Raw genomic sequence first — 21906 nt, 5'->3', positions numbered from 1 at the left:
GGCTCGGCGGTCTGCGCAACGCCGTACGTCAGGAACTGGTGGCGCGGCAGCTCGACGAGCAGCTGGCGGGGCGCTTCCCCGTCGGTCAGCGCCTTCGGGTGCTCGACGTCGGCATGGGCCAGGGCACGCAGGCGCTGCGGCTGGCCCGCGCCGGGCACAAGGTGACCGGCCTGGAGCAGGACCCGAAGATGGTCGCCGTTGCACGCGAGGCGCTGGCCGCGGAGCCCGAGGGCATACGGCAGCGGGTGCGGCTGGTCGAGGGCGACGGCCGGGACACGGGCGTGCACTTCCTGCCGGGCAGTTTCGACGTGGTGCTGTGCCACGGCGTGCTGATGTACGTCGAGGAACCGGACCCGCTGCTGGCGGGCCTCGCCCGGATGCTGGCTCCCGGCGGGCTGCTGTCATTGCTGGTACGGAACGCCGACGCGCTGGCGATGCGGCCGGGGCTGGCCGGCGACTGGGCCGGGGCGCTGGCCTCCTTCGACACCGATGCGTATACGAACCGGCTCGGGCTGCGTGTACGTGCCGACCGCTTGGGCGCGCTCACCGCGACGCTGGCGGGGATCGGGGCGCCGTTGCACGCGTGGTACGGGGTGCGGGTCTTCACGGATACGGCTGCCGACGACGCCGTCGTCCCTGACGATTTCGGTGCGCTCCTCTCCGCGGAGGAGCGGGCCGGGCGTACGGATCCCTATCGGCGGGTGGCGGCGCTGCTTCATCTTTGCGGGGTGCGGGGCGGCTGACCTGCGGTCCGCCCTAAAGGTGGGTGGCACAGGTACGACGTGAGGGCACCCACCCGCCGGCAGGTGGCGAACCACCCACCGGCGGCGGGGCCACGGAGTGGGTCAGGCCTGGGTCTCCTCCGCGTGGAGGCTCATCGGGCCGTAGATCAGGGTCGCGTCCTCGAAGAGGGTCACCTGGTCCGCCCCGCCGTCCGCGAGTTCCCTCCAGTGCTCGCCGATCCAGGACTCGGCGTCCCCCTGAGTGGTGAACTCCTCCGGCTGCACGGCCGGCTGGACCTCCGTCCCGTCCGACTTCTCGAAACGCCACGTCCACGCCGCCATGCCAGCCTCCCGAGGGTAAGAAGAGGTGCTCCCGAAGCGGCTTCGGAGCTGCTCCCGAGCTGCGTCGGAGCTGCTTCGGAGCAGCTGAAGCCGCTTGAAGCCTAGCCGGACGCGCAGCCGCGGCGGCGGCGCGGGAGGATCTTTCCGTGGAACTGACTCTGCTCGGCACCGGAGGCCCCGAGGGCCTGCCGCGCCCCGGCTGCCCCTGCGCCTCCTGCTCGGCCGCGCTCGGCGAGGCGGCGCGTGCCGCGACCGCGCTGCTCGTCGACGGCACGCTGCTGCTCGATCTCACACCGGGCGCCGCGTTCGCCGCCGCCCGCGCGGGACGCATGCTCGGGGGCGTACGCCAGGTCCTGCTCTCCCATCCGCACGAGGGCCCGGCGGTCGAGGTGCCCGCCGGGCTGCCGCAGCCCGCCCGGGTGCCCGACGGACGGGAGTTGGCGCTGATGAGCGGCCACCGGGTGCATGCGTTGGCGATGGACGCGCCGGGCACCGGCTACGCGGTGACGGGCCCCGACGGGCAGCGGCTGCTGTACCTGCCGCCGGGGGCCGCGCCCGCGGGCCTTGAGGAAGGGCACGCGCCGTACGACATGGTGGTGGCCGACGTGGTCGGCCGGCCCGACGCGCTGGCGCGGCTGCGGGCCGTGGGGGCGGTCACCGCCACGACCGACGTGATCGCGGTCCATCTGGACCACGACGTGCCGCCGGGTGCGGAGTTGCGGCGCAGGCTGGCGGCCGCGGGGGCGCGGGCCGTGCCGGACGGGACGACGCTCGTGGTCGGCTCGTACGAGGACGTGCCTGACGTGCCGCGTCGCACGCTGGTGCTGGGCGGGGCGCGCTCGGGCAAGTCCGTGGAGGCCGAGCGGCGGCTGGAGACCTTCCCCGATGTGCTGTACGTGGCGACGGGCGGCGCCCGGGGCGGGGACCACGAGTGGGCGGAGCGGGTGGCCGCGCACCGCGAGCGGCGCCCCGGCTCGTGGCAGACCGCCGAGACCTGCGATCTCGTGCCTCTGCTGGAGGTGAGCGGGCCGCCGCTGCTCATCGACTGTCTGTCGCTGTGGCTTACGTATGCCATGGATGCGGTGAACGCGTGGGACGACGCCGAGTGGGCGGGGGGCGGCGAGCGGGCGCTGCGCAAGCGGGTGCAGGAGCTGACGGACGCGGTGCGGCACACGCGGCGTACCGTCGTGGCCGTCTCGAACGAGGTGGGCTCGGGGATCGTCCCGGCCACGGCATCGGGCCGCCGCTACCGCGACGAACTGGGCCGTCTGAACGCGGCTTTCGCGGGCGAGTGCGAGCAGGTACTGCTGGTGGTGGCGGGCCAGGCGCTGATGCTGCGCGGCTGATCTTCAGGGCGCTGCGCGCCCCGGCGCCTGTGGTTCGTTCGGGTGCGTCGCCTGGTGCGCCACCTGCCTGTGGGCGGGTCGGGGCCGCATAGCGCCTGCGGGTCGTCCCGTTGTGGCGGCACGAGCCGCTCCCGTTGTGGGCAATCGTTCCTCCCCCAGTGCCTTAAAGGCCTGGGAGGTACCCCCAGGGCGATGGGGGTCCCCCTGCTCGAGCGCAGCCGAGAGCTTGGGAGAGGGTGGGCACAACCCACGACGTACGGTCAGCCGTCCTCGTTCCTGCGGGCAATCACCCGGTACGCGTTGGCGAAACGGGTGCGGCTCGTCAGCGGCGCGAGGATGTGGTCGGCGGCGCGTGCCGCGCCGACGAGCGGGCTGGAAGCCCAGCTCAGGCCGGCCCGCGCGGCCCGCTGCAAGTCGCTCGGCGGCCGAGTCCGCCACGGCTGGTCGGCCGCCGGCAGACAGTGGTCGAGGACGAGTGCAACCCCCGTGCCGAGATCGAGCGGCACATGGGCGTCGCGCCGGTCGACCGCGGCCACGGTGTACCCCAGGCGCTCCAGGCCCCGCAGCAGGTTCCCCAGCGGAATCAGATGCAGGTGCTGCGGCTGGACGTACGACGCCCACCACCGGCCCAGCACCCGCGCGTAGCGGCTGTCCGGGTCGACCGCCTCGATCAGCAGGTGCCCGCCGGGCCGCAACACGGTGCGGGCGGCGGCGAGTTCCTCGTGCGGGTCGACGGTGTGCTCGAGGTGGTGGAGCATGCTCAGCACGTCGTAGCGGCCCGCGAGCCGCGGCGCCAGCTCCGTGAGGGAGCCGCGGTGGCCCTCCTCGATGCGCCCCGCCCGTACGCCCTCGTGGACGACCGCGCCTTCGTCGAGCCCGTCGAAGGCCGTGTACGGGTGGACGTCCCGGGCGGCCTCCGGGAAACGGGCGTGCCTGGTGCCGACGTCGAGCCAGCTCTCGGGCTCGCCGAACGGCAGCATCGCCCGGGCGATGGCCCGGTTGCGCTTCGCGTCGTTCCGGGCGCCGAAGACCGGCCCCACAGCGCCGTAGCCGGGGCCGTCGTGGGCGTCCCGGCGGTAGAAGGCCCGGCCCTCGGGGGTGAGCCGGGGGTTCTGGAAGGCGTGGGAGCAGTCCAGGCACTCCTCGAGGACGAAGGTGCCGGGCTTGTGCTGGACCAGATCGGTCGTACGGAGCCGGACGCGCAGCCGCTCCGAGCCGCACCAGGGGCAGTCGGTGCGGCGCGGCTCGTGGAACCGGTCGGTGCCCTGGGCGAGTTCACGCAGACACGCGGGACGCCGCTCGGCGACGGCCTGCCGGACGGAGGCCTGCTGGACGGCCTGCTGGATGAAGGGCATGGCTACTCCGTGGATCACCGCGGTCCGGGGTGAGCGAGTGAAGCGAGTAATACGACAATTCCGTACGAGTCGGAACGTATGGGATCACCGGCACGGTCGCAACGACGGTGGCGGGAGGGGTGGGGCACATGGCGTAACCCATGGCCGCGCCCCACGGACGGGACGGCGCCCAGCCCTATGGCAGCCCGTCAGCAGCTCCGTTCGATCGCTGCCGGTACTGTTCGGCGAATGAGCTCGCTGAATCTCGACGACTTCACCGATCTGATCGAGCGCCCCGACGGTGGCGTGCGCCGCGATGCCGAGGAGCGCAGGGAGCGGCTGGTCGTGCCGCCCGGGGCGCTCGGCCGCCTGGACGAGCTGGGCGAGTGGCTGGCGGCCGCGCAGTCCACCGTGCCGGTCAAGCCGATCGAGCAGCCGCGCGTGGTGCTGTTCGCCGGCGACCACGGGATCGCCGAGCTGGGTGTCTCCGCCCGGCCGGCCGGAAGTGCGGCCGAGCTGGTGCGGGCCGTGCTCGCGGGCGAGAGTGCGGTCTCGGTGCTGGCCCGCCGGCTCGGCGTGCCCGTACGGGTCGTCGACATGGCGCTGGACTGCGACCCGGACATGCTTCCCGACGACGTCGTACGCCACCGTGTGCGGCGCGGCTCCGGGCGTATCGACGTCGAGGACGCCCTGAGCCTCGAGGAGGCGGAGGCGGCGTTCCGCGCGGGTATGGCCGTGGCCGACGAGGAGGCGGACGCCGGCACGGACCTGGTCGTCCTGGGTGATCTGAGCGTCGGCGGCACGACGGCCGCGTCGACGCTGATCGCCGCGCTGTGCGGCACGGACGCGTCCGTGGTGACCGGGCGGGGCGGGCGCCACATCGACGACCTGGCCTGGATGCGCAAGTGCGCGGCCGTACGTGATGCGCTGCGCCGGGCCCGACCTGTGCTCGGCGACCAGCTGCAACTGCTGGCCACGGTGGGCGGGGCGGATCTGGCGGCCACCACGGGGTTCCTGCTGCAGAGCGCCGTGCGGCATACACCGGTGATCCTCGACGGGGTCGTCTCGGCGGCGTGCGCCCTGGTGGCGCAGCGGGTCGCGTTCCGTGCGCCCGACTGGTGGCTCGCGGGACATGCCAGCGGGGAGCCCGCCCAGGCGAAGGCGCTCGACCGGATGGCCATCGAGCCGCTTCTGGACCACGGTGTCTCGGTCGGCGAGGGGGCGGGGGCGCTGCTGGCGCTGCCGCTCGTGCAGGCCGCTGCCGCGCTGGCAGCGGAGCTGCCGGAGGTTGACGGCAAGGCCGAGTAGGGCTCGCGCTGGTCACTGCTGTGGGCAATCGTTCCGCTGGGGCGGAACAGGTGGGCACAGCCCACGACGGCGGGTGCCCCTGGCGGGCGGTCACCCGTCCGGTCTGCCGCCGAGCCAGTCCTGGACTCGGCGGCTGCGACCCGCCCAGCGGCGGTCGTGGCGGTAGGCGCGCCGGCCGGCCCGCGCACGGGCGCGGGGCCGTCGGGCGTAGAACCGCTTCGCCCAGGGCGACCCGGGCCGCGCCAGCCGGATCGCACCGAACAGCGCGACCAGCGGCACGATCGTGCCGATCACCGCCACCCTGGGCTTGCCCTTGCCGAGAGCGACGATGGCGAGGAAGAAGTTCATGGCGGTGTTCATGACGACGATGGCGCGGTTCTGCCGCTCGTCGGGCGACAGGTCGTTGACGCCGAACGGCAGGAAGCCGCCGAGCACCAGCGCCACCAGGGCCGTCGTGAGCACGACGACCTCGACGCTCATACGGCCCTTCTCGCTCCAGTAGACGTCGTCGAGATGGAGGATCAGCGCGAACTCGTCGAGGACGAGGCCCGCGCCGATGCCGAAGAGCACCGCCGACAGCAGGGCGCCGAAGTCGTGCGCGCCCGTGGCCACGGCGCCGAAGCCGCCGATGACGGTCAGTACGACGCCGGGGACGACGTGGTGGATGTGTACAGCGCCCGTACTGACGTTGCGAAAGGGGCCCTTGCCCGCTCGGATCATCCGCGTGATGCCCCGGACGGCCAGAAAGGTCGCCACGAACGAGAGCAGCGCGAGCAGCAGCGGCAACTTGCCGGGCTCGACGATGTTCCGGAACCACCAGTGCCCCATATGTGCAATTTAGCCGGGTTCCCGCGCAGTCCGGCCGCCCGGCACCCGGTTAACCTGCGCCAATGCCCGAGACTCCGCCCACCTCCGATCCCCGCCCGGCAGGCCTCCGCTTCGCCTTCGGGACCCTGACCGCGCTTCCCGTCCACGTCCCCCGGTGGGACCGCGAGGCGGCCCGCGCCGGGATGCTCTGCGCCCCCGCCGCCGGCCTGGTCATAGGCCTGTTCGCCGCGGCCGTCGGCGGCGTCCTGCTGCTCCTCGGCTCGGGCCCGCTGCTCGCCGCCGTGGCCACCGCCGCCGTACCCGCCGTGCTCACCCGCGGCCTGCATCTCGACGGGCTCGCGGACACCGCGGACGGGCTGGGCAGCGGCAGGCCCGCCGAGGACGCGCTGCGGATCATGAAGCAGTCGGACATCGGTCCCTTCGGCGTCATCACGCTGGTCTTCGTGCTGCTCGCCCAGGTGGCGGTGCTCTTCCAGGCGTACGACGTCTCGTGGGCCCGCGGCGCGGTCGCGGCCGCCGTCTCGGCGACGGCGGCGCGGCTCGCGCTCACGCTGGCCGCCCGCATGGGCGTCCCCGCGGCCCGCCCGGAGGGGCTGGGCGCCGCGGTGGCGGGGACGGTGCCCGCGCGCGGAGCTCTCATCGTCGCGGCCGCGGTCGTCTGCGCGGCCGCGGGGTCCGGCGCGCTCCTCGGGGCGCCCGGCGCGGTCCGGGGCGCCGTCGCAGTGCTGGTCGCGTGCGCGGCCGCCGAACTGCTGCTGCGTCACTGCACGCGCCGACTGGGCGGGGTGACGGGTGATGTCTTCGGCGCGCTGGCGGAAACCGCCGCCACGGCCGCGCTCCTGGTGTACGCCTTGGGGTGACCCGGGCCGACGGGAGAACGCACTGCCGGCAGATCACGTCCTCCGATTCCGCGGCCCGCGGTCCATTACGGCGCCGGCCTGCGAAAATGAAGCTGCCGGAACAGTGAACCCGTCCACGGTCACCGGACACCCCGCACCGTGGGTCACTCAGGCCCCACCGGCATCGGTCGTGTGGATGACGCAGGCCCGACAGCCGGATGAACGCGCGCGGGCATGAGCGAACGGCGACCCCGCGCGTAGGCTCACTTCCGGCACTCTTCCGGCCCGGCACAAACTGGCGCCGCGCCCGGTCGAACCACCCCTCTCGACCTCACACAACGGAAGCGAGACATCACCACCGTGACTGCTCTGACTCTCAGCACCGCGGCCGCGTCCGGCCTGCGCGCCGACGCGATCGTCGTCGGTGTCGCAAAGGGCGCGAAGGGCCCGGTCGTCGCACCCGGCGCCGAGGCCGTCGACAAGGCGTACGACGGCAAGCTCGCGTCCGTCCTGGAGACCCTCGGCGCCTCCGGCAGCGAGGGTGAGGTGACGAAGCTGCCCGCACCCTCCGGTTTCAAGGCGCCGGTCGTGGTGGCGGTCGGCCTCGGCGCGGTCCCGGACAACGGCGACCAGGGCGAGAAGGGCGACGCGTACGCCCCGGAGACCCTGCGCCGTGCCGCGGGTGCCGCCGCCCGCGCGCTGGCCGGTTCGAAGAAGGCCGCGTTCGCGCTGCCCCTCGAGGACGCCGAGAACGTCGCGGCGGTCGCCGAGGGCGCCCTGCTCGGCGCGTACGCCTTCGACGCGTACAAGGAGAACGGCCAGAACGGCAGGAACGCGAAGAACGGCAAGGCCCCGCTCGCCGAGGTCGCGCTGCTCGGCGCCAAGCCCCGCGACAAGGGCTACCGGGCGGCGGCCGAGCGCGCCACCGCCGTGACCGAGGAGCTCAACCGCGCCCGCGACCTGATCAACACGCCGCCGAACGACCTCAACCCCGAGGCCTTCGCCGCCGTCGCCACGGCCGCGGCCAAGGAGCACGGCATCAAGGTGCAGGTGCTCGACGAGAAGGCGCTCGCCAAGGGCGGGTACGGCGGCATCCTGGGCGTCGGCGCCGGCTCCGCCGCCCCGCCGCGCCTGGTCAAGCTCTCGTACACGCACCCCAAGGCGAACAAGCACCTCGCCTACGTCGGCAAGGGCATCACCTACGACTCGGGCGGTATCTCGCTCAAGCCGGCCGGCCACAACGAGACGATGAAGTGCGACATGAGCGGTGCCGCCGCCGTCTTCGCCGCCGTCGTCGCCGCCGCCCGCCTGGGTCTCGAGGTCAACGTCACCGGCTGGCTGGCGCTCGCCGAGAACATGCCGTCCGGCTCCGCCACCCGTCCGGGCGACGTGCTGCGCATGTACAGCGGCAAGACGGTGGAGGTGCTCAACACCGACGCCGAGGGCCGTCTCGTACTGGCCGACGCGCTCGCCAAGGCATCCGAGGAGAAGCCCGACGCGATCATCGATGTGGCGACGCTGACCGGCGCGATGGTGCTGGCGCTCGGCAGCCGCACCTTCGGCGTCATGTCCAACGACGACGCCTTCCGTACGGCGGTGCACGAGACGGCGGAGGAGGCCGGCGAGGCGTCCTGGCCGATGCCGCTCCCGTCGGACCTGCGCAAGGGCATGGACTCCGCGACCGCCGACATCGCCAACATGGGCGAGCGGATGGGCGGCGGCCTGGTCGCCGGCCTGTTCCTGAAGGAGTTCGTGGGCGAGGGCATCACGTGGGCGCACCTCGACATCGCGGGTCCTGCCTTCAACGAGCAGGGTCCCTTCGGCTACACGCCGAAGGGCGGCACGGGGTCGGCTGTGCGCACGCTGGTGCGGCTTGCGGAGCGCACCGCGGCGGGCGACCTCGGCTGACGTCGCGCACCGGGCGCGCGGCGTATGCCGCGCGCCCCGCCGTACTCACGGAGCTGCCCCCGCCCCAGTGAGGCGGGGATGAGTCATCTCACACACCGGCCCGGCGTCCCGACTGTGCCGGAAGGGTGCGAAGATGGGTTCTCGGCAGGACAGGGCCCCACCACAGGGCCGAAGAAAGAGCGGCCGAACACCAGCCGACCGGCCGGTCGCCCCCCGGTGAAGGGGACCGGCGTACGGCGCACATGCATGGAGGACGTGACGTGGCGAACGACGCCAGCACCGTTTTCGACCTAGTGATCCTCGGCGGTGGTAGCGGCGGTTACGCCGCGGCTCTGCGCGCCTCTCAGCTGGGCCTTGACGTCGCCCTGATCGAGAAGGACAAGCTCGGCGGCACCTGCCTGCACCGCGGCTGCATCCCGACCAAGGCCCTGCTGCACGCCGGCGAGATCGCCGACCAGGCGCGCGAGGCCGACCAGTTCGGTGTCAAGGCGACCTTCGAGGGCATCGACATCGCGGGCGTCCACAAGTACAAGGACGACGTGATCTCGGGCCTCTACAAGGGTCTGCAGGGCCTGGTCGCCTCCCGCAAGGTGACCTACATCGAGGGTGAGGGCCGCCTGTCGTCCGCCACCTCCGTGGACGTGAACGGGCAGCGCATCCAGGGCCGCCACATCCTGCTGGCGACCGGCTCCGTGCCGAAGTCGCTGCCGGGTCTGGAGATCGACGGCAACCGCATCATCTCCTCGGACCACGGGCTGGTCCTGGACCGCGTCCCGCAGTCCGCGATCATCCTGGGCGGCGGCGTCATCGGCGTCGAGTTCGCCTCGGCGTGGAAGTCCTTCGGCACCGACGTGACGATCGTCGAGGGCCTGAAGCACCTCGTCCCGGTCGAGGACGAGAACAGCTCGAAGCTTCTTGAGCGCGCCTTCCGCAAGCGCGGCATCAAGTTCAACCTCGGCACCTTCTTCGAGAAGGCCGAGTACACGCAGGACGGCGTCCGCGTGACCCTCGCCGACGGCAAGACCTTCGAGGCCGAGGTGCTGCTTGTCGCCATCGGCCGCGGCCCGGTCTCGCAGGGCCTGGGCTACGAGGAGGTCGGCGTCGCGATGGACCGCGGCTACGTCCTCGTCGACGAGTACATGCAGACCAACATCCCCACCATCTCCGCCGTGGGCGACCTCGTCCCGACCCTGCAGCTCGCGCACGTCGGCTTCGCCGAGGGCATCCTGGTGGCGGAGCGGCTGGCCGGCCTCAAGGCCGTGCCGATCGACTACGACGGTGTGCCGCGGGTGACGTACTGCCACCCCGAGGTCGCCTCCGTGGGCATCACCGAGGCCAAGGCCAAGGAGATCTACGGCGCGGACAAGGTCGTCGCTCTGAAGTACAACCTCGCGGGCAACGGCAAGAGCAAGATCCTGAAGACCGCGGGCGAGATCAAGCTCGTCCAGGTCAAGGACGGTGCCGTGGTCGGCGTCCACATGGTCGGCGACCGCATGGGCGAGCAGGTCGGCGAGGCCCAGCTGGTCTACAACTGGGAGGCGCTGCCCGCCGAGGTCGCGCAGCTCATCCACGCCCACCCGACGCAGAGCGAGGCGCTCGGCGAGGCTCACCTGGCCCTCGCGGGCAAGCCGCTCCACTCGCACGACTGACCTTCGGTCACTTCAGTCGCCTCATCAGGGCGCGACGAGCACAGACTTCCGCAATTCGTAAGGAGCAACCGAAACCATGGCGGTTTCCGTATCCCTTCCGGCGCTCGGCGAGAGCGTCACCGAGGGCACTGTCACCCGCTGGCTGAAGGCCGAGGGCGAGCGCGTCGAGCTCGACGAGCCGCTGCTCGAGGTGTCGACCGACAAGGTCGACACCGAGATCCCGTCGCCGGCCGCCGGTGTCCTGGCCTCCATCAAGGTCGCCGAGGACGAGACGGTCGAGGTCGGCGCCGAGCTCGCCGTCATCGACGACGGCACGGGTGCGCCCGCGGCCGCCCCCGCTCCGGCCGCCGCCGAGGCCCCGGCCCCGGCCGCCCCGGCCCCGGTCGCCGAGGCCCCCGCCCCGGCTCCGGCCGCCCCCGCCGCTCCGGCCGCTCCGGCCGGCGGCGCCGCCCAGGGCACCGACGTCGTCCTGCCCGCGCTGGGCGAGTCGGTCACCGAGGGCACCGTCACCCGCTGGCTCAAGGAGGTCGGCGACTCGGTCGCGGCCGACGAGCCGCTGCTCGAGGTCTCCACCGACAAGGTCGACACCGAGATCCCGGCCCCGACGTCCGGCGTTCTCCTCGAGATCGTCGTCGGCGAGGACGAGACCGCCGAGGTCGGCGCCAAGCTCGCCGTCATCGGCGCCCCGGGTGCCGCTCCGGCCGCCGCCCCGGCTCCGGCTCCGGCCGCCCCGGTTGCCGCGCCCGTTCCGGCTCCGGCTCCGGCCCCGGCTGCGCCTGCTGCCCCCGCGGCACCGGCTGCTCCAGCCGCCCCGGCCGCTGCCGCCCCGGCTCCGGTCCAGCCCGCCGCTCCGGCTCCCGCGCCGGCCGCTCCGGCTCCGGTGATCCCGGCCCCCGCCCCGGCTCCGACGGCGCCCGTGGACGAGGGTGCGTACGTGACCCCGCTGGTGCGCAAGCTCGCCGCCGAGCACGGCGTGGACCTGTCCACCGTCAAGGGCACCGGCGTCGGCGGCCGCATCCGCAAGCAGGACGTCATCGCCGCCGCCGAGGCCGCGAAGGCCGCCGCCGCTGCCCCGGCTCCGGCCGCCGCCGCTCCGGTCGCCGCCAAGAAGGCCCCGGCCCTCGAGGTGTCCCCGCTGCGCGGTCAGACGGTCAAGATGACCCGCATGCGCAAGGTCATCGGCGACAACATGATGAAGGCGCTGCACTCGCAGGCCCAGCTGACCTCGGTCGTCGAGGTCGACGTCACCAAGCTGATGCGGCTGCGCGCCGCGGCGAAGGACTCCTTCGCCACCCGCGAGGGCGTGAAGCTCTCCCCGATGCCGTTCTACGTCAAGGCGGCGGCCCAGGCGCTGAAGGCCCACCCGGTCATCAACGCTCGGATCAACGAGGACGAGGGCACCATCACGTACTTCGACTCGGAGAACATCGGCATCGCCGTGGACTCCGAGAAGGGTCTGATGACGCCGGTCATCAAGGGTGCGGGCGACCTGAACATCGCCGGTATCGCGAAGAAGACCGCGGAGCTGGCCGGTGCCGTCCGGGCCAACAAGATCACGCCGGACGACCTCGCCGGTGCGACCTTCACGATCAGCAACACCGGCTCGCGCGGTGCGCTGTTCGACACGGTCATCGTGCCGCCGAACCAGGTCGCGATCCTGGGCATCGGCGCCACCGTCAAGCGTCCGGCCGTCATCGAGACCGCCGAGGGCACCGTCATCGGCGTCCGCGACATGACGTACCTGTCGCTCTCCTACGACCACCGTCTGGTGGACGGCGCGGACGCCGCCCGCTACCTGACCGCGGTCAAGGCGATCCTGGAGGCCGGCGAGTTCGAGGTCGAGCTCGGTCTGTAGGAACCGGTCAAAACCGGTCGAGGTCTGTAAGCCTCGCCACACCTGCGGGAACGCCCCCGCCCGGAGCATTTCCGGGCGGGGGCGCCGCCGTATTGTCTAGACGTCAGCCGTCACCAGACGTCAGTCGTCGCCAGACGCCAACGCCCTTGGGGTCGCCCGCACCGGACGGCACCCTGCCGAAGGAGCACCGCATGACCGCGCCCGTCGTCCACTCGCTGCGCGAACAGATCCGCGAGCACATCGTGGAGGGGATCGTGAGCGGGCGCTGGAAGCCGGGCGAGCGCATCGTGGAGCGTCGCATCGCGACCGAGCTGGCGGTCAGCCAGACGCCCGTACGGGAGGCGCTGCGCGAGCTGGAGAGCCTTCGGCTGATCGAGTCGGCGCCCAACAAGGGCGTCCGCGTGCGGAATCTCACGGCCGCCGACCTGGAGGAGAGCTACCCCGTGCGGGCCGGCCTCGAGGCGATCGCCGCGGAGCTGGCGGCCGAGCGGCTCGCCGAGGACTGCTCGGCGCTGGAGCCGCATGTCGCAGCCCTCTACGACGCGGACCGCGTCTCCGACGGGACGGCGCAGGTGCGGCACACGGTCGCGTTCCACCGGGAACTGGTGCGGGCCGCCGGGAACTCCGTGCTGCTGCACACCTGGGAGGGGCTGGGCATCGAGGTCTTCACGGCGCTGTCCATCCGGTGGCTGGGGACGGTGCAGCAGTCGTACGCCGAGGAGCACGAGGCGCTGGTCGAGGCCTTCCGCCGCCGGGATCCGCGGATCCCGGACCTGGTAAAGGCCCATGTCCTGGGCTGCGCGCCGCGCGCGTAGCCCACGGGGCCCCGCAAGCCCGTGGGCCGGTGCCCCGTCGCCTGCCGGCGGTCGCCCGCCCCGCGTGGCCTACCCGCGTACCCCGCGACGGCGGGTCCCTGCTACCCCCGGGCACCCGAAGCTGTCGGGTGCCGTTCAAGCCGGTGGGCCGGGCGGTGGCCCACAGCGGAGCGGCCTGCCGCTCAGAAGTAGGCCGCCACCTGCGAAAACCAGGCACCCGGTGCCTGCCGCCAAGGCACCCCGTGCCGACTTTCGCGATCGAGACAAGAAATACCTCCCCGGGCTTTGATCGATCATCGATCAGGGGCTTACAGTCATCGACGGGCTCTCACCAGAGCCCTCCGCCCTGTCCTGCCAAAGACCAAGGGCACCCCCGAACCCTTACCGACAAGGGAACCCCCTTCGACTACGGAAGGCGGCGCAATGACCGACCCCACCGCAATCCAGCCGAGCGAGCTCGACCAGCTCCCGGACCGCGACCCCGAGGAGACCGCCGAATGGCAGGCCTCCCTGGACGCCGTCGCCAGGGAAGCGGGCCCGCACCGTGCCGCGTACCTGATGCGCCGCACCCTGGAGCGCGCTGAGGGCGCCGGTCTGGCGCTGCCCAAGCTGCTCGAGACCGACTACGTCAACACCATCCCCACCGCCGCCGAGCCCACCGTGGACGGCGACGAGGAGATGGAGGCCCGGATCACCGCGTGGAACCGCTGGAACGCGGCCGCGATGGTGACCCGCGGTTCGAAATACGGCGTCGGCGGCCACATCGCCACCTTCGCCTCCGCGGCCTGGCTCTACGAGACGGGCTTCAACCACTTCTTCCGCGGCAAGGAGGGTGACGGCTCCGGCGACCAGCTCTACATCCAGGGCCACGCGTCGCCCGGCATCTACGCCCGCGCCTTCCTCGACGGCCGCCTGACCGAGGAGCAGCTCGACAACTTCCGCCGCGAGGCCGGCGGCAACGGCCTGCCCTCGTACCCGCACCCCCGGCGCCTGCCGTGGCTGTGGGAGTTCCCGACCGTCTCCATGGGCCTCGGCCCGCTCTCCGCGATCTACCAGGCGCGCTTCAACCGCTACCTGACCAACCGCGGCATCAAGGACGTCTCCGCGTCCCACGTGTGGGCGTTCCTCGGCGACGGCGAGATGGACGAGCCCGAGTCGACGGCCGCACTCGCGCTGGCCGCCCGCGAGGGCCTGGACAACCTGACCTTCGTCATCAACTGCAACCTGCAGCGCCTCGACGGCCCGGTCCGCGCCAACTTCAAGATCGTGCAGGAGCTGGAGGCCCAGTTCCGCGGCGCCGGCTGGAACGTCGTCAAGTCGCTGTGGGGCAACGCCTGGGACGAGCTGTTCCAGCTCGACACCACCGGCGCCCTGGTCCGCCGTCTGCGCGAGGTGCCGGACGCCCAGGTGCAGACGTACCAGACCCGCGACGCCGCCTACATCCGCCAGGACTTCTTCGGCAAGGACCCGGCGCTCGTCGAGCTGGCGAAGCTGCTGAGCGACGACAAGATCCTCGAGTGTTTCCACCTGTCGCGCGGTGGTCATGAGTCGCGCAAGGTGTACGCGGCGTACAAGGCGGCCCTGGGGCACAAGGGCGCCCCGACCGTCATCCTCGCCCAGACGGTCAAGGGCTTCACCCTCGGTGAGGGCTTCGCGTCGAAGAACGCCAACCACCAGATGAAGAAGCTGACGGTGGACGAGTTCAAGACGATGCGGGACCTGCTCGGCCTGCCGATCGCGGACAGCGCCTTCGAGGGCGGCCAGGTGCCTTACGGCCACCCTGGCGCCGACTCCCCCGAGGTCCGCTACCTGCAGGAGCGCCGCGCGGCCCTCGGCGGCCCGGCCCCGGCCCGCCGCCTGCACGCCGTCGCGCCGCTGCCCGCCCCCGCCGACAAGGCCTTCGCAGCCTTCGACAAGGGCTCCGGCAGCCAGTCCGTCGCCACCACCATGGCGTTCGTACGCCTGGTCAAGGACCTGATCCGCGACAAGGAGACGGGCAAGCGCTGGGTGCCGATCGTCCCCGACGAGGCGCGCACCTTCGGCATGGAGAGCCTCTTCCCGTCCCTCGGCATCTATTCGCCGAAGGGACAGACGTACGAGCCGGTCGACCGCGACCAGCTGATGTACTACAAGGAGGCCAAGGACGGCCAGATCCTCAACGAGGGCATCACCGAGGCCGGTTCCATGGCGGACTTCATCGCCGCCGCCACTGCGTACGCGACGCACGGCGAGACGATGATCCCCTTCTACATCTTCTACTCGATGTTCGGCTGGCAGCGGACCGCCGACCAGATGTGGCAGCTCGGCGACCAGCTCGGCAAGGGCTTCCTCGTCGGCGCCACGGCCGGCCGTACGACGCTCACGGGTGAGGGCCTGCAGCACGCCGACGGCCACTCGCCGGTGATCGCAGCGACCAACCCTGCGGCACTGACGTACGACCCGGCGTTCGCGTACGAGATCGGCGCGATCGTCAAGGAGGGTCTGCGCCGGATGTACGGCGAGGCAAAGCCGGGCGAGGACCAGGACGTCTTCTACTACCTGACCGTCTACAACGAGCCGATGCCGCAGCCCGCGAAGCCCGCGGGCGTCGACGAGGGCATCGTGCGCGGCCTGTACCGGTTCAACACCGCCGAGTCCGCCGGGCTCACCGTGCCCGCGAACGCCCCCCGCATCCAGCTGCTGGGCTCGGGCACCGCGATCCACTGGGCGCTCGAGGCGCAGAAGCTGCTCGCGGAGGAGTGGGGCGTGGCCGCCGACGTGTGGTCCGCGACCTCCTGGAGCGAGCTGCGGCGCGACGCGCTGGAGGCCGACGAGGCGCTGCTGCAGGGCGAGGAGCGCATCCCGTACGTCCGCCAGGCGCTGGCGGGCGTCGAGAGCCCGGTCCTCGCGGTCAGCGACTACATGCGCCAGGTCCCGGACCAGATCGCGCAGTGGGTCGAGCAGGACTACTCCTCGCTGGGCGCGGACGGCTTCGGCCTTTCCGACACCCGCGACGCCGCCCGCCGCCACTTCGGCGTCGACGCCCAGTCGATCGTCGCGGCGGCCCTGGCCCAGCTGGCCCGCCGGGGCGAGGTGCAGGCCTCGGCGGTGAAGGAAGCGCGGGAGCGTTACGGGCTGTAAGCAGTTCCGCCGCTGACAATCTGTGGGCAGCTGTCTCGCCGTGCGCGAGGCGGCTGCCCACTGCTGTGCGGGCATGATGGGGGCCATGCGTGCCGCCCGCCTCATCAAGATGGTGCTGCTGCTCCAGTCCCGCCCCACCATGACGGCCGCCGAGCTGGCGCGCGAGCTGGAGGTGTCCGAGCGGACCGTCACACGGGACGCGCAGGCGCTCTCGGAGGCGGGCGTCCCGGTCTACGCGGACCGGGGCCGTGCCGGCGGATACCGGCTCGTCGGCGGCTACCGCACCCGGCTGACGGGCCTCGCCCGCGGCGAGGCGGAGGCCCTGTTCCTCTCCGGAGTACCGGGAGCCCTGCGCGAGATGGGCCTGGAGGACGCGGCGTCGGCGGCCCGGCTGAAGGTGTCCGCGGCGCTGCTGCCGTCCTTGCGGGACGCCTCGCGGACGGCGGCCCAGCGGTTCCATCTGGACGCGCCGGGGTGGTTCCAGGAGCCGACGACGCCCGAGCTGCTGCCCGGGATCGCCGAGGCGGTGTGGGACGACCGCCGGATCACCGCCCGCTACCGGCGCCAGGACGCCGAGGTGGAGCGGGAGTTGGAGCCGTACGGGCTCGTCCTGAAGGCGGGTGTCTGGTATCTGTGCGCCCGCGCGGCCGCTTCCGCCCATGATCCCGGCTCCGCGTCCGGCCATGATCCCGGCTCCGGCTCCGGCTCCGGCTCCGGCTCCGGCTCCGGCTCCGGCTCCGGCTCCGGCTCCGGCTCCGGCCATGATCGCGATCGCGGCTCCGGCGCGGTGCCGTCGCCCGCCGGTGCGTTCCGGGTCTACCGCATCGACCGGTTCAGCGCGGTGACCTCCGCCGAGGGGCGCTTCGACCGCGACGAGTCCTTCGATCTCCCCCGCTTCTGGGAGGAGCGCGCAGCCCAGTTCGCACGGTCGATCCTGCGCACACAGGTGGTCGTGCGGCTGTCCGCCTCAGGCGTACGGCAGCTCCCGTACGCCACCGATCCGGCGGCCGCACGAGAGGCCCTGGAAGCAGCGGGTGAGCCGGACGAGCAGGGCAGGGTGACCATCACCCTGCCCGTCGAGTCCGACGAGGTCGCGTACACCCAACTCCTCGGCCTGGGGCCGGAGGTGGAGGTGCTGGAGCCGGTGTCGCTGCGGGAGCGGTTCGCCGAGGCCGCCGCCCGTATGGCGGCGCTCTACCCCGTCGCGGACGGACCACGGCGGTCAATGCGCACATAACGGAACAGTCGCATCCGTCCCACTCCGCGTGCATCGCCCATCCCCAGGGCCGATGCTGGTGGCGTGATGGACGAGACGGAGTTCTGGGAGATCGTGGACAGCACCCGCGAGGCCGCCGAGGGCGACCCCGAGGACCACGCCGAGTTGCTCGTCGAAAGGCTGCTGCAGTCCGACCCGGAATCCGTACTGGACTTCGCCCGGCACTTCGAGTCCCGCTACAACCGCGCGTACCGCTGGGATCTGTGGGGCGCCGCCTGGGTGCTGCTCGACGGGGCGAGCGACGACGCCTTCGACTACTTCCGCTGCTGGCTGATCGGCCAGGGCCGCGAGATCTTCGAAGGCGCGATGCACGACCCCGACTCGCTCGCCGGACTCCTCGAGGAGTTCGACGAGGAGATCGACGGGGACGGCGAGGAGCTCGGCTACGCGGCGGACGAGGCGTACGAGGAGCTCACCGGAACCGTCGCCCCCGACCTGGGCATCCCACCGGCGCCGCCGGAGCCCGAGGGCACGCCGGTCGACTTCGAGAACAAGGCGGCGCTGGCGGAGCGGTACCCGAAGCTGTGGGAGCGGTTCGGGTCGTAGGCCCGGTCGTCGGACTCGTGCCTGCGCCTGGCTCCCGCCTACGCCGCGACCCGGCCCCAGCCCGCTGCGTCCGGCGCACCCGTCGTGCGCGGCTCGGCGAAGTGGTGCGGCGGAGCCGCGTTGGCCCGGTCGAGGGCGGAGGCGGTTGCGGCGGTCGGCCCCACGACGACGGCCGCGGCGACGCAGAGCACCGTCCACGGGTTGCGAAGCATCGCGCTCGCCCAGGACCTCTGCGCCTGGGGGCTGCCGGCCTTCTTGTACGTGTCCATGATCCCCACCTCCGGTTCGTTGCGTTGACGCTAGGCCGCGGGCCTCGGAGAAACCTGTGCGCCCGATACGCCGTGCCTGTGCGTGCACCGTTGTGGGGCTACGGGCCGCGCCCCTCCATACGAGCCGCCGCATCGCGAATCGACGGAAGCTGCGCCATCAGCGCCTCCCCAGGACACTCGGTCAGGTTGCCGTCGGTATGCCCGGACACGGCATGGAAACGGGCGCGCGCCCCCGCAGGGAACTTGCTCAGACTGTTGCTGGACACCAGCTCCACCGTGCCCCGCGGATCGATGCCGGAAAGCCCGAGTTTCCAGGCAGCGATGGCCGCAATGGCATCAGTCATGACCTTCGGTACGTCCGTACCTGCGGTGAACGTACCGATCGCGGCGACCCCCACCGTCCGCTCGTTGAACCCCTGGGTGTGCGCCCCGACGACGGCCCGGTCGGTGCCGCCCGCGCGGCCCTCGTAGATGGTGCCGCAGCGGTCGACGAGGAAGTTGTAGCCGATGTCGTCCCAGTGCCGGGCACCGGCCTGGCCGGTGTACAGGTCGCGTACGGTGCGCGGCGCGTCGGCGCAGTCGTAGTCGTTCGGTGTGTCGGTGTGGTGCACGAAGACCGCCACGACGCGGTCGGTGAGGCGGGGCGGCGGGCGGTTGTACGCCTCCTGGCCGCCCTGGCCCAGCCAGCCCGCCCTGGGCACGATGTGCGGTTTCGGGGCGGTCCACACCGCGCCCTTGGCCGTCTGGGGCCGTGCCGTCTGCGTTCGCACGGGCGATACGGAGGGCCCGCCGATGCTCATCGCGAAGACCACCAGGAGCGCGAAGGCAGCGGCACCGGGCACACACCACAGCACGATGCGAGGAACACGCATGTCCAACACTGTCCGCCGCACGGACCGCCGGCGACATGCGGCGTACTCCACACGGCCGATCACGTGACCGACGTGACCCGGCCTCAGCGACCGCCTCGACCACCCGGATCGCCCGGATCTCCCGTCATACGTGGGCCCGGCTCCGGCTCCGGCTCCGGCTCCGGCTCCGGCTCCGGCTCCGGCGCGAAGACAAGCATCGTCGCATCGTCCTCGACGCTCCCGGCGAACCGGACCAGGTCCTTCCACACCACGTCGGTCGTCATGGCCAGATCGTCCTCGTTGAGTACGGGCAGCCGGTCGGCGAGCGGATAGAAGGCACCGGATCCGTCGCGTGACTCGGTGACCCCGTCGGTGACGACGAACAGCCGGTCGCCCGGTTCCAGCGGGACGGTGAGCTCCTCGGGCGGGTCGGCTGCGATGCCGAGGCCCAGTGGCAGTCCGGCCGGCACCCGCAGCTCGGTCGCCGTACGGCCGCGCAGCAGCAGCGGGCGGGGATGGCCGCAGGAGAGGATGCGCACGGCCCGGGCGTCATCCGAGAACTCCAGCAGCACGGCCGTCGCGAACAACTCCGTGTTCCCCACCCCGGCAGAGTCCACGACGAGCCTGCGGTCGAGCCGGCTCGCGACCCCCGCCAGCTGCGGCTGGTCGAGCGCGGCCTCGCGGAAGGCGCCGAGCAGGGCCGCGACGGTGCCGACGGCGGCGAGGCCGTGCCCCTGCACATCGCCCACCAGCGCCCGTACGCCGTAGGGGCCGTCACGCACCTCGAAGAGGTCTCCGCCGACCAGCGTCCCCCGCTGCGCCGCCCGGTACAGGCCCGCGCAGCGCACGGGCCCCACGCGCTCGGGCAGCGGCGGCAGCACGGCGAACTGGACCGCCTCGGCGACCGCGCTCACCGTGATCAGCTGGGCGTCGCGGCGGCCGCGCACCCAGGCGATGACCACGCTGAGGAGGGCGATGAAGGCGACCGTCGCCAGGTCGATCTCGCCCGGTCGACCGAGGTCGATGGGCGGAGCGTCAAGCAGGACGAGGACGATGCCGCCGAGCAGGGCCGTGACCGCGGGCCCGTACGAGAGCGCGGCCAGCGGCGGGATCGCGGCGAGCAGAAAGCCGACGTCGAACTTGCGCGAGGTGGCGAGACCGGCGGCGGTGAGCGCGACGAGAAGTACGAGGGGCAGTAGGCGGAGCCAGCGGGGCGGCGGCGCCCCGCGCAGCCAGGCGCGCTCCTCGTAGTCCTGGCGCCGAGACGCGGCCCCGCTCATCACCGCACTCCTTCCGGCCGCCCCCTCGCTTTCCCGGCCGCTTCCTTCACGCTCCTACGCCGGGGGCACGACCGCACGCCGGACCGTACCGTTCCGGTCGGCCCATGACCTAGAGGCCCCGCCCCATCAGCACGTCGTCCACGTACTCGCCGTCGAGATAGAACTCGCCCGGCTGCACCCCCTCGACCACGAAGCCCTCCGACTCGTAGAGCTTGCGGGCGGGGGTGTTGTGGCCGAGGACGCGCAGGGTGATGCGGCGGGCGCCTTGGCGGCGGGCCTCGTCCACGGCCGCCCGGATCAGCGCCCGGCCCACGCCCTGGCCGCGCGCCTCGTCGGCGACGGCGAGCCCCTGTATCTGCCGCACATGCACGTTCGACGGCAGCGGAATCGCGAAGCCCATCCGGACGTAGCCCACGATCCGGCCGCCGGTCTCGGCGACGAGATGGTCGCGGGGCCCGAAGCGTTCGCTGAAGAAGGGTTCGTACGGAGGCTGTTCCCTGGGCCTGACCGCATGCAGCGTCGACCAGGTCGCACGGTCGAGACGCCCGAGCGCCTCGTCGTCGTCAGGCAGCGCGAATCGTATGTACGGAACGGGCATGGGGGTCACTGTACGGCGGGGGTGCCGTCCGCTCCGCGGCATCGGGCGGCAGGATGGGGCCATGCAGCGATCTCGGATTGCCGTGGCCGGCTCGAGCGGCCTCATCGGTACGGCGCTGGTGCGCTCGCTCACCGCGGACGGCCACGAGGTGGTACGGCTCGTCCGGCGCCCTCCTCGGGCGCCGGACGAGGTCGAGTGGGATCCGAAGCGGCAGTACGTGGACACGGCGGGCCTTGCGGGCTGCGACGCCCTGGTGAACCTGGCGGGAGCCGGGATCGGCGACCACCGGTGGACGGCGGCGTACAAGCAGGAGATCCGCGACAGCCGGGTCCTCGGCACGGCGGCGCTCGCCGACGCGGTCGCCTCCCTGGACGAGCCGCCGCGGGTGTTCCTGTCCGGCAGCGCGATCGGCTTCTACGGCGACACGGGCGACCGTGCGGTGGACGAGAGCGCGCCTCCGGGGGACGGTTTCCTGCCCTCGATGGTCGTGCAGTGGGAGGAGGCCGCGGCGGCCGCCGAAGAGGCGGGCATCCGCACCGTGTTCGCGCGCAGCGGCCTGGTGGTGGCGCGCGAAGGAGGCGCGTGGGGCCGGCTGTTCCCGCTCTTCAGGGCGGGGCTGGGCGGGCGGCTTGGCGACGGACGGCAGTACTGGAGTTTCATCGCGCTGCACGACGAGGTGGCCGCGCTGCGGCATCTGCTGGACACCGGGGAACTGTCCGGGCCGGTCAATCTGACGGCGCCGCATCCGGTCACCAACCGTGAGGTGACCGAGGCGATGGCGCGCGTTCTGCGCCGGCCGGCCGTGTTCCCCGTACCTGCGCCGGTGCTGCGGGCCGCTCTCGGGGAGATGTCCCGCGAGATCCTCACGAGCCAACGGGTCCTGCCGACCCGGCTCCTGGAGTCCGGGTTCGCCTTCGCGTTCCCGGGGGTCGAGGACGCGGTGCGCTCTGCGCTCACCTGACGTCGGGGCGCCACTGGTCTGAGGGGCACCGCCACCGTGCCCTGCACCCGACACCGTGG

19 protein-coding genes are annotated in these 21906 nt (G+C 72.6%); 12 read left to right on the top strand and 7 right to left on the bottom strand.

What is annotated here, in order from left to right:
- The first annotated feature begins 38 nt into the window (after positions 1 to 38).
- On the top strand, positions 39 to 743 hold the full coding sequence (locus ABT009_RS24535; protein WP_351298697.1) for a class I SAM-dependent methyltransferase: 705 nt from the start codon (positions 39 to 41) through the stop codon (positions 741 to 743).
- Positions 744 to 845: 102 nt separating this feature from the next.
- On the opposite strand, the gene ABT009_RS24530 is transcribed toward ABT009_RS24535, so the two are convergent.
- Positions 846 to 1064, bottom strand: coding sequence for a hypothetical protein (locus tag ABT009_RS24530; RefSeq protein WP_067270321.1), 219 nt, complete (start codon positions 1062 to 1064; stop codon positions 846 to 848).
- 146 nt (positions 1065 to 1210) lie between these two features.
- Between ABT009_RS24530 and ABT009_RS24525 the strand changes: the two genes are divergently transcribed.
- Positions 1211 to 2410, top strand: coding sequence for a bifunctional adenosylcobinamide kinase/adenosylcobinamide-phosphate guanylyltransferase (locus tag ABT009_RS24525; protein WP_351298694.1), 1200 nt, complete (start codon positions 1211 to 1213; stop codon positions 2408 to 2410).
- 260 nt (positions 2411 to 2670) lie between these two features.
- Here the strand turns inward: ABT009_RS24525 and ABT009_RS24520 are convergent, their stop codons facing one another.
- Positions 2671 to 3765 carry a class I SAM-dependent methyltransferase gene (locus ABT009_RS24520; RefSeq protein ID WP_351298691.1) on the bottom strand — a complete coding sequence of 365 codons (1095 nt, stop codon included), beginning with the start codon at positions 3763 to 3765 and terminating at the stop codon, positions 2671 to 2673.
- A gap of 228 nt (positions 3766 to 3993) precedes the next feature.
- Here ABT009_RS24520 and cobT point away from each other — a divergent pair, with 228 nt between their 5' ends.
- Positions 3994 to 5052 carry a nicotinate-nucleotide--dimethylbenzimidazole phosphoribosyltransferase gene (gene cobT / locus ABT009_RS24515; protein ID WP_351298690.1) on the top strand — a complete coding sequence of 353 codons (1059 nt, stop codon included), beginning with the start codon at positions 3994 to 3996 and terminating at the stop codon, positions 5050 to 5052.
- A 90-nt stretch (positions 5053 to 5142) separates the two neighbouring features.
- Here the strand turns inward: cobT and ABT009_RS24510 are convergent, their stop codons facing one another.
- Positions 5143 to 5880 (bottom strand): hypothetical protein, encoded by a 738-nt coding sequence (locus ABT009_RS24510; RefSeq protein ID WP_351298687.1) that lies wholly within the window; start codon positions 5878 to 5880, stop codon positions 5143 to 5145.
- Positions 5881 to 5942: 62 nt separating this feature from the next.
- Between ABT009_RS24510 and ABT009_RS24505 the strand changes: the two genes are divergently transcribed.
- The 8 genes from ABT009_RS24505 to ABT009_RS24470 all read left to right on the top strand — a co-directional run bounded on the left by ABT009_RS24505 (position 5943) and on the right by ABT009_RS24470 (position 17888).
- Positions 5943 to 6740 carry an adenosylcobinamide-GDP ribazoletransferase gene (locus ABT009_RS24505; protein ID WP_351298684.1) on the top strand — a complete coding sequence of 266 codons (798 nt, stop codon included), beginning with the start codon at positions 5943 to 5945 and terminating at the stop codon, positions 6738 to 6740.
- A gap of 339 nt (positions 6741 to 7079) precedes the next feature.
- The gene (locus ABT009_RS24500) at positions 7080 to 8627 is read left to right on the top strand and encodes a leucyl aminopeptidase (RefSeq protein ID WP_351298681.1); all 1548 of its coding nucleotides are present in this window, start codon (positions 7080 to 7082) and stop codon (positions 8625 to 8627) included.
- Between the two features lie 260 nt (positions 8628 to 8887).
- Positions 8888 to 10276 (top strand): dihydrolipoyl dehydrogenase, encoded by a 1389-nt coding sequence (lpdA, locus tag ABT009_RS24495; RefSeq protein WP_351298678.1) that lies wholly within the window; start codon positions 8888 to 8890, stop codon positions 10274 to 10276.
- A gap of 76 nt (positions 10277 to 10352) precedes the next feature.
- Positions 10353 to 12131, top strand: a complete 1779-nt coding sequence (sucB, locus tag ABT009_RS24490) for a 2-oxoglutarate dehydrogenase, E2 component, dihydrolipoamide succinyltransferase (RefSeq protein ID WP_351298676.1) — start codon at positions 10353 to 10355, stop codon at positions 12129 to 12131.
- Positions 12132 to 12322: 191 nt separating this feature from the next.
- The gene (locus tag ABT009_RS24485) at positions 12323 to 12946 is read left to right on the top strand and encodes a GntR family transcriptional regulator (RefSeq protein WP_351298674.1); all 624 of its coding nucleotides are present in this window, start codon (positions 12323 to 12325) and stop codon (positions 12944 to 12946) included.
- Between the two features lie 423 nt (positions 12947 to 13369).
- Positions 13370 to 16066 (top strand): pyruvate dehydrogenase (acetyl-transferring), homodimeric type, encoded by a 2697-nt coding sequence (gene aceE / locus ABT009_RS24480; protein WP_351298672.1) that lies wholly within the window; start codon positions 13370 to 13372, stop codon positions 16064 to 16066.
- Positions 16067 to 16151: 85 nt separating this feature from the next.
- The gene (locus ABT009_RS24475; protein ID WP_351298669.1) at positions 16152 to 17303 is read left to right on the top strand and encodes a helix-turn-helix transcriptional regulator; all 1152 of its coding nucleotides are present in this window, start codon (positions 16152 to 16154) and stop codon (positions 17301 to 17303) included.
- Positions 17304 to 17369: 66 nt separating this feature from the next.
- Positions 17370 to 17888 (top strand): DUF4240 domain-containing protein, encoded by a 519-nt coding sequence (locus ABT009_RS24470; RefSeq protein WP_351298779.1) that lies wholly within the window; start codon positions 17370 to 17372, stop codon positions 17886 to 17888.
- A gap of 38 nt (positions 17889 to 17926) precedes the next feature.
- On the opposite strand, the gene ABT009_RS24465 is transcribed toward ABT009_RS24470, so the two are convergent.
- From ABT009_RS24465 to ABT009_RS24450, 4 genes are all read right to left on the bottom strand, one after another.
- Complete coding sequence (locus ABT009_RS24465; RefSeq protein WP_351298666.1) at positions 17927 to 18157, bottom strand: hypothetical protein; 231 nt, start codon at positions 18155 to 18157, stop codon at positions 17927 to 17929.
- A gap of 98 nt (positions 18158 to 18255) precedes the next feature.
- Entirely contained in the window at positions 18256 to 19029 is a 774-nt protein-coding gene (locus tag ABT009_RS24460) for a peptidoglycan recognition protein family protein (RefSeq protein ID WP_351298663.1), read from the bottom strand.
- A gap of 83 nt (positions 19030 to 19112) precedes the next feature.
- Entirely contained in the window at positions 19113 to 20288 is a 1176-nt protein-coding gene (locus tag ABT009_RS24455) for a PP2C family protein-serine/threonine phosphatase (RefSeq protein WP_351298660.1), read from the bottom strand.
- A 109-nt stretch (positions 20289 to 20397) separates the two neighbouring features.
- Positions 20398 to 20886 (bottom strand): GNAT family N-acetyltransferase, encoded by a 489-nt coding sequence (locus ABT009_RS24450; protein WP_351298657.1) that lies wholly within the window; start codon positions 20884 to 20886, stop codon positions 20398 to 20400.
- 61 nt (positions 20887 to 20947) lie between these two features.
- On the opposite strand from ABT009_RS24450, the gene ABT009_RS24445 reads away from it, so the two are divergent.
- On the top strand, positions 20948 to 21847 hold the full coding sequence (locus tag ABT009_RS24445) for a TIGR01777 family oxidoreductase (RefSeq protein ID WP_351298654.1): 900 nt from the start codon (positions 20948 to 20950) through the stop codon (positions 21845 to 21847).
- Positions 21848 to 21906 lie beyond the last annotated feature (59 nt).

The organism is Streptomyces sp. NPDC002896, from assembly GCF_040295225.1.
Lineage (GTDB): Bacteria > Actinomycetota > Actinomycetes > Streptomycetales > Streptomycetaceae > Streptomyces.
Note: the sequence above shows the minus strand (reverse complement) of the source record. Positions and strands in the feature narration are given on the sequence as shown.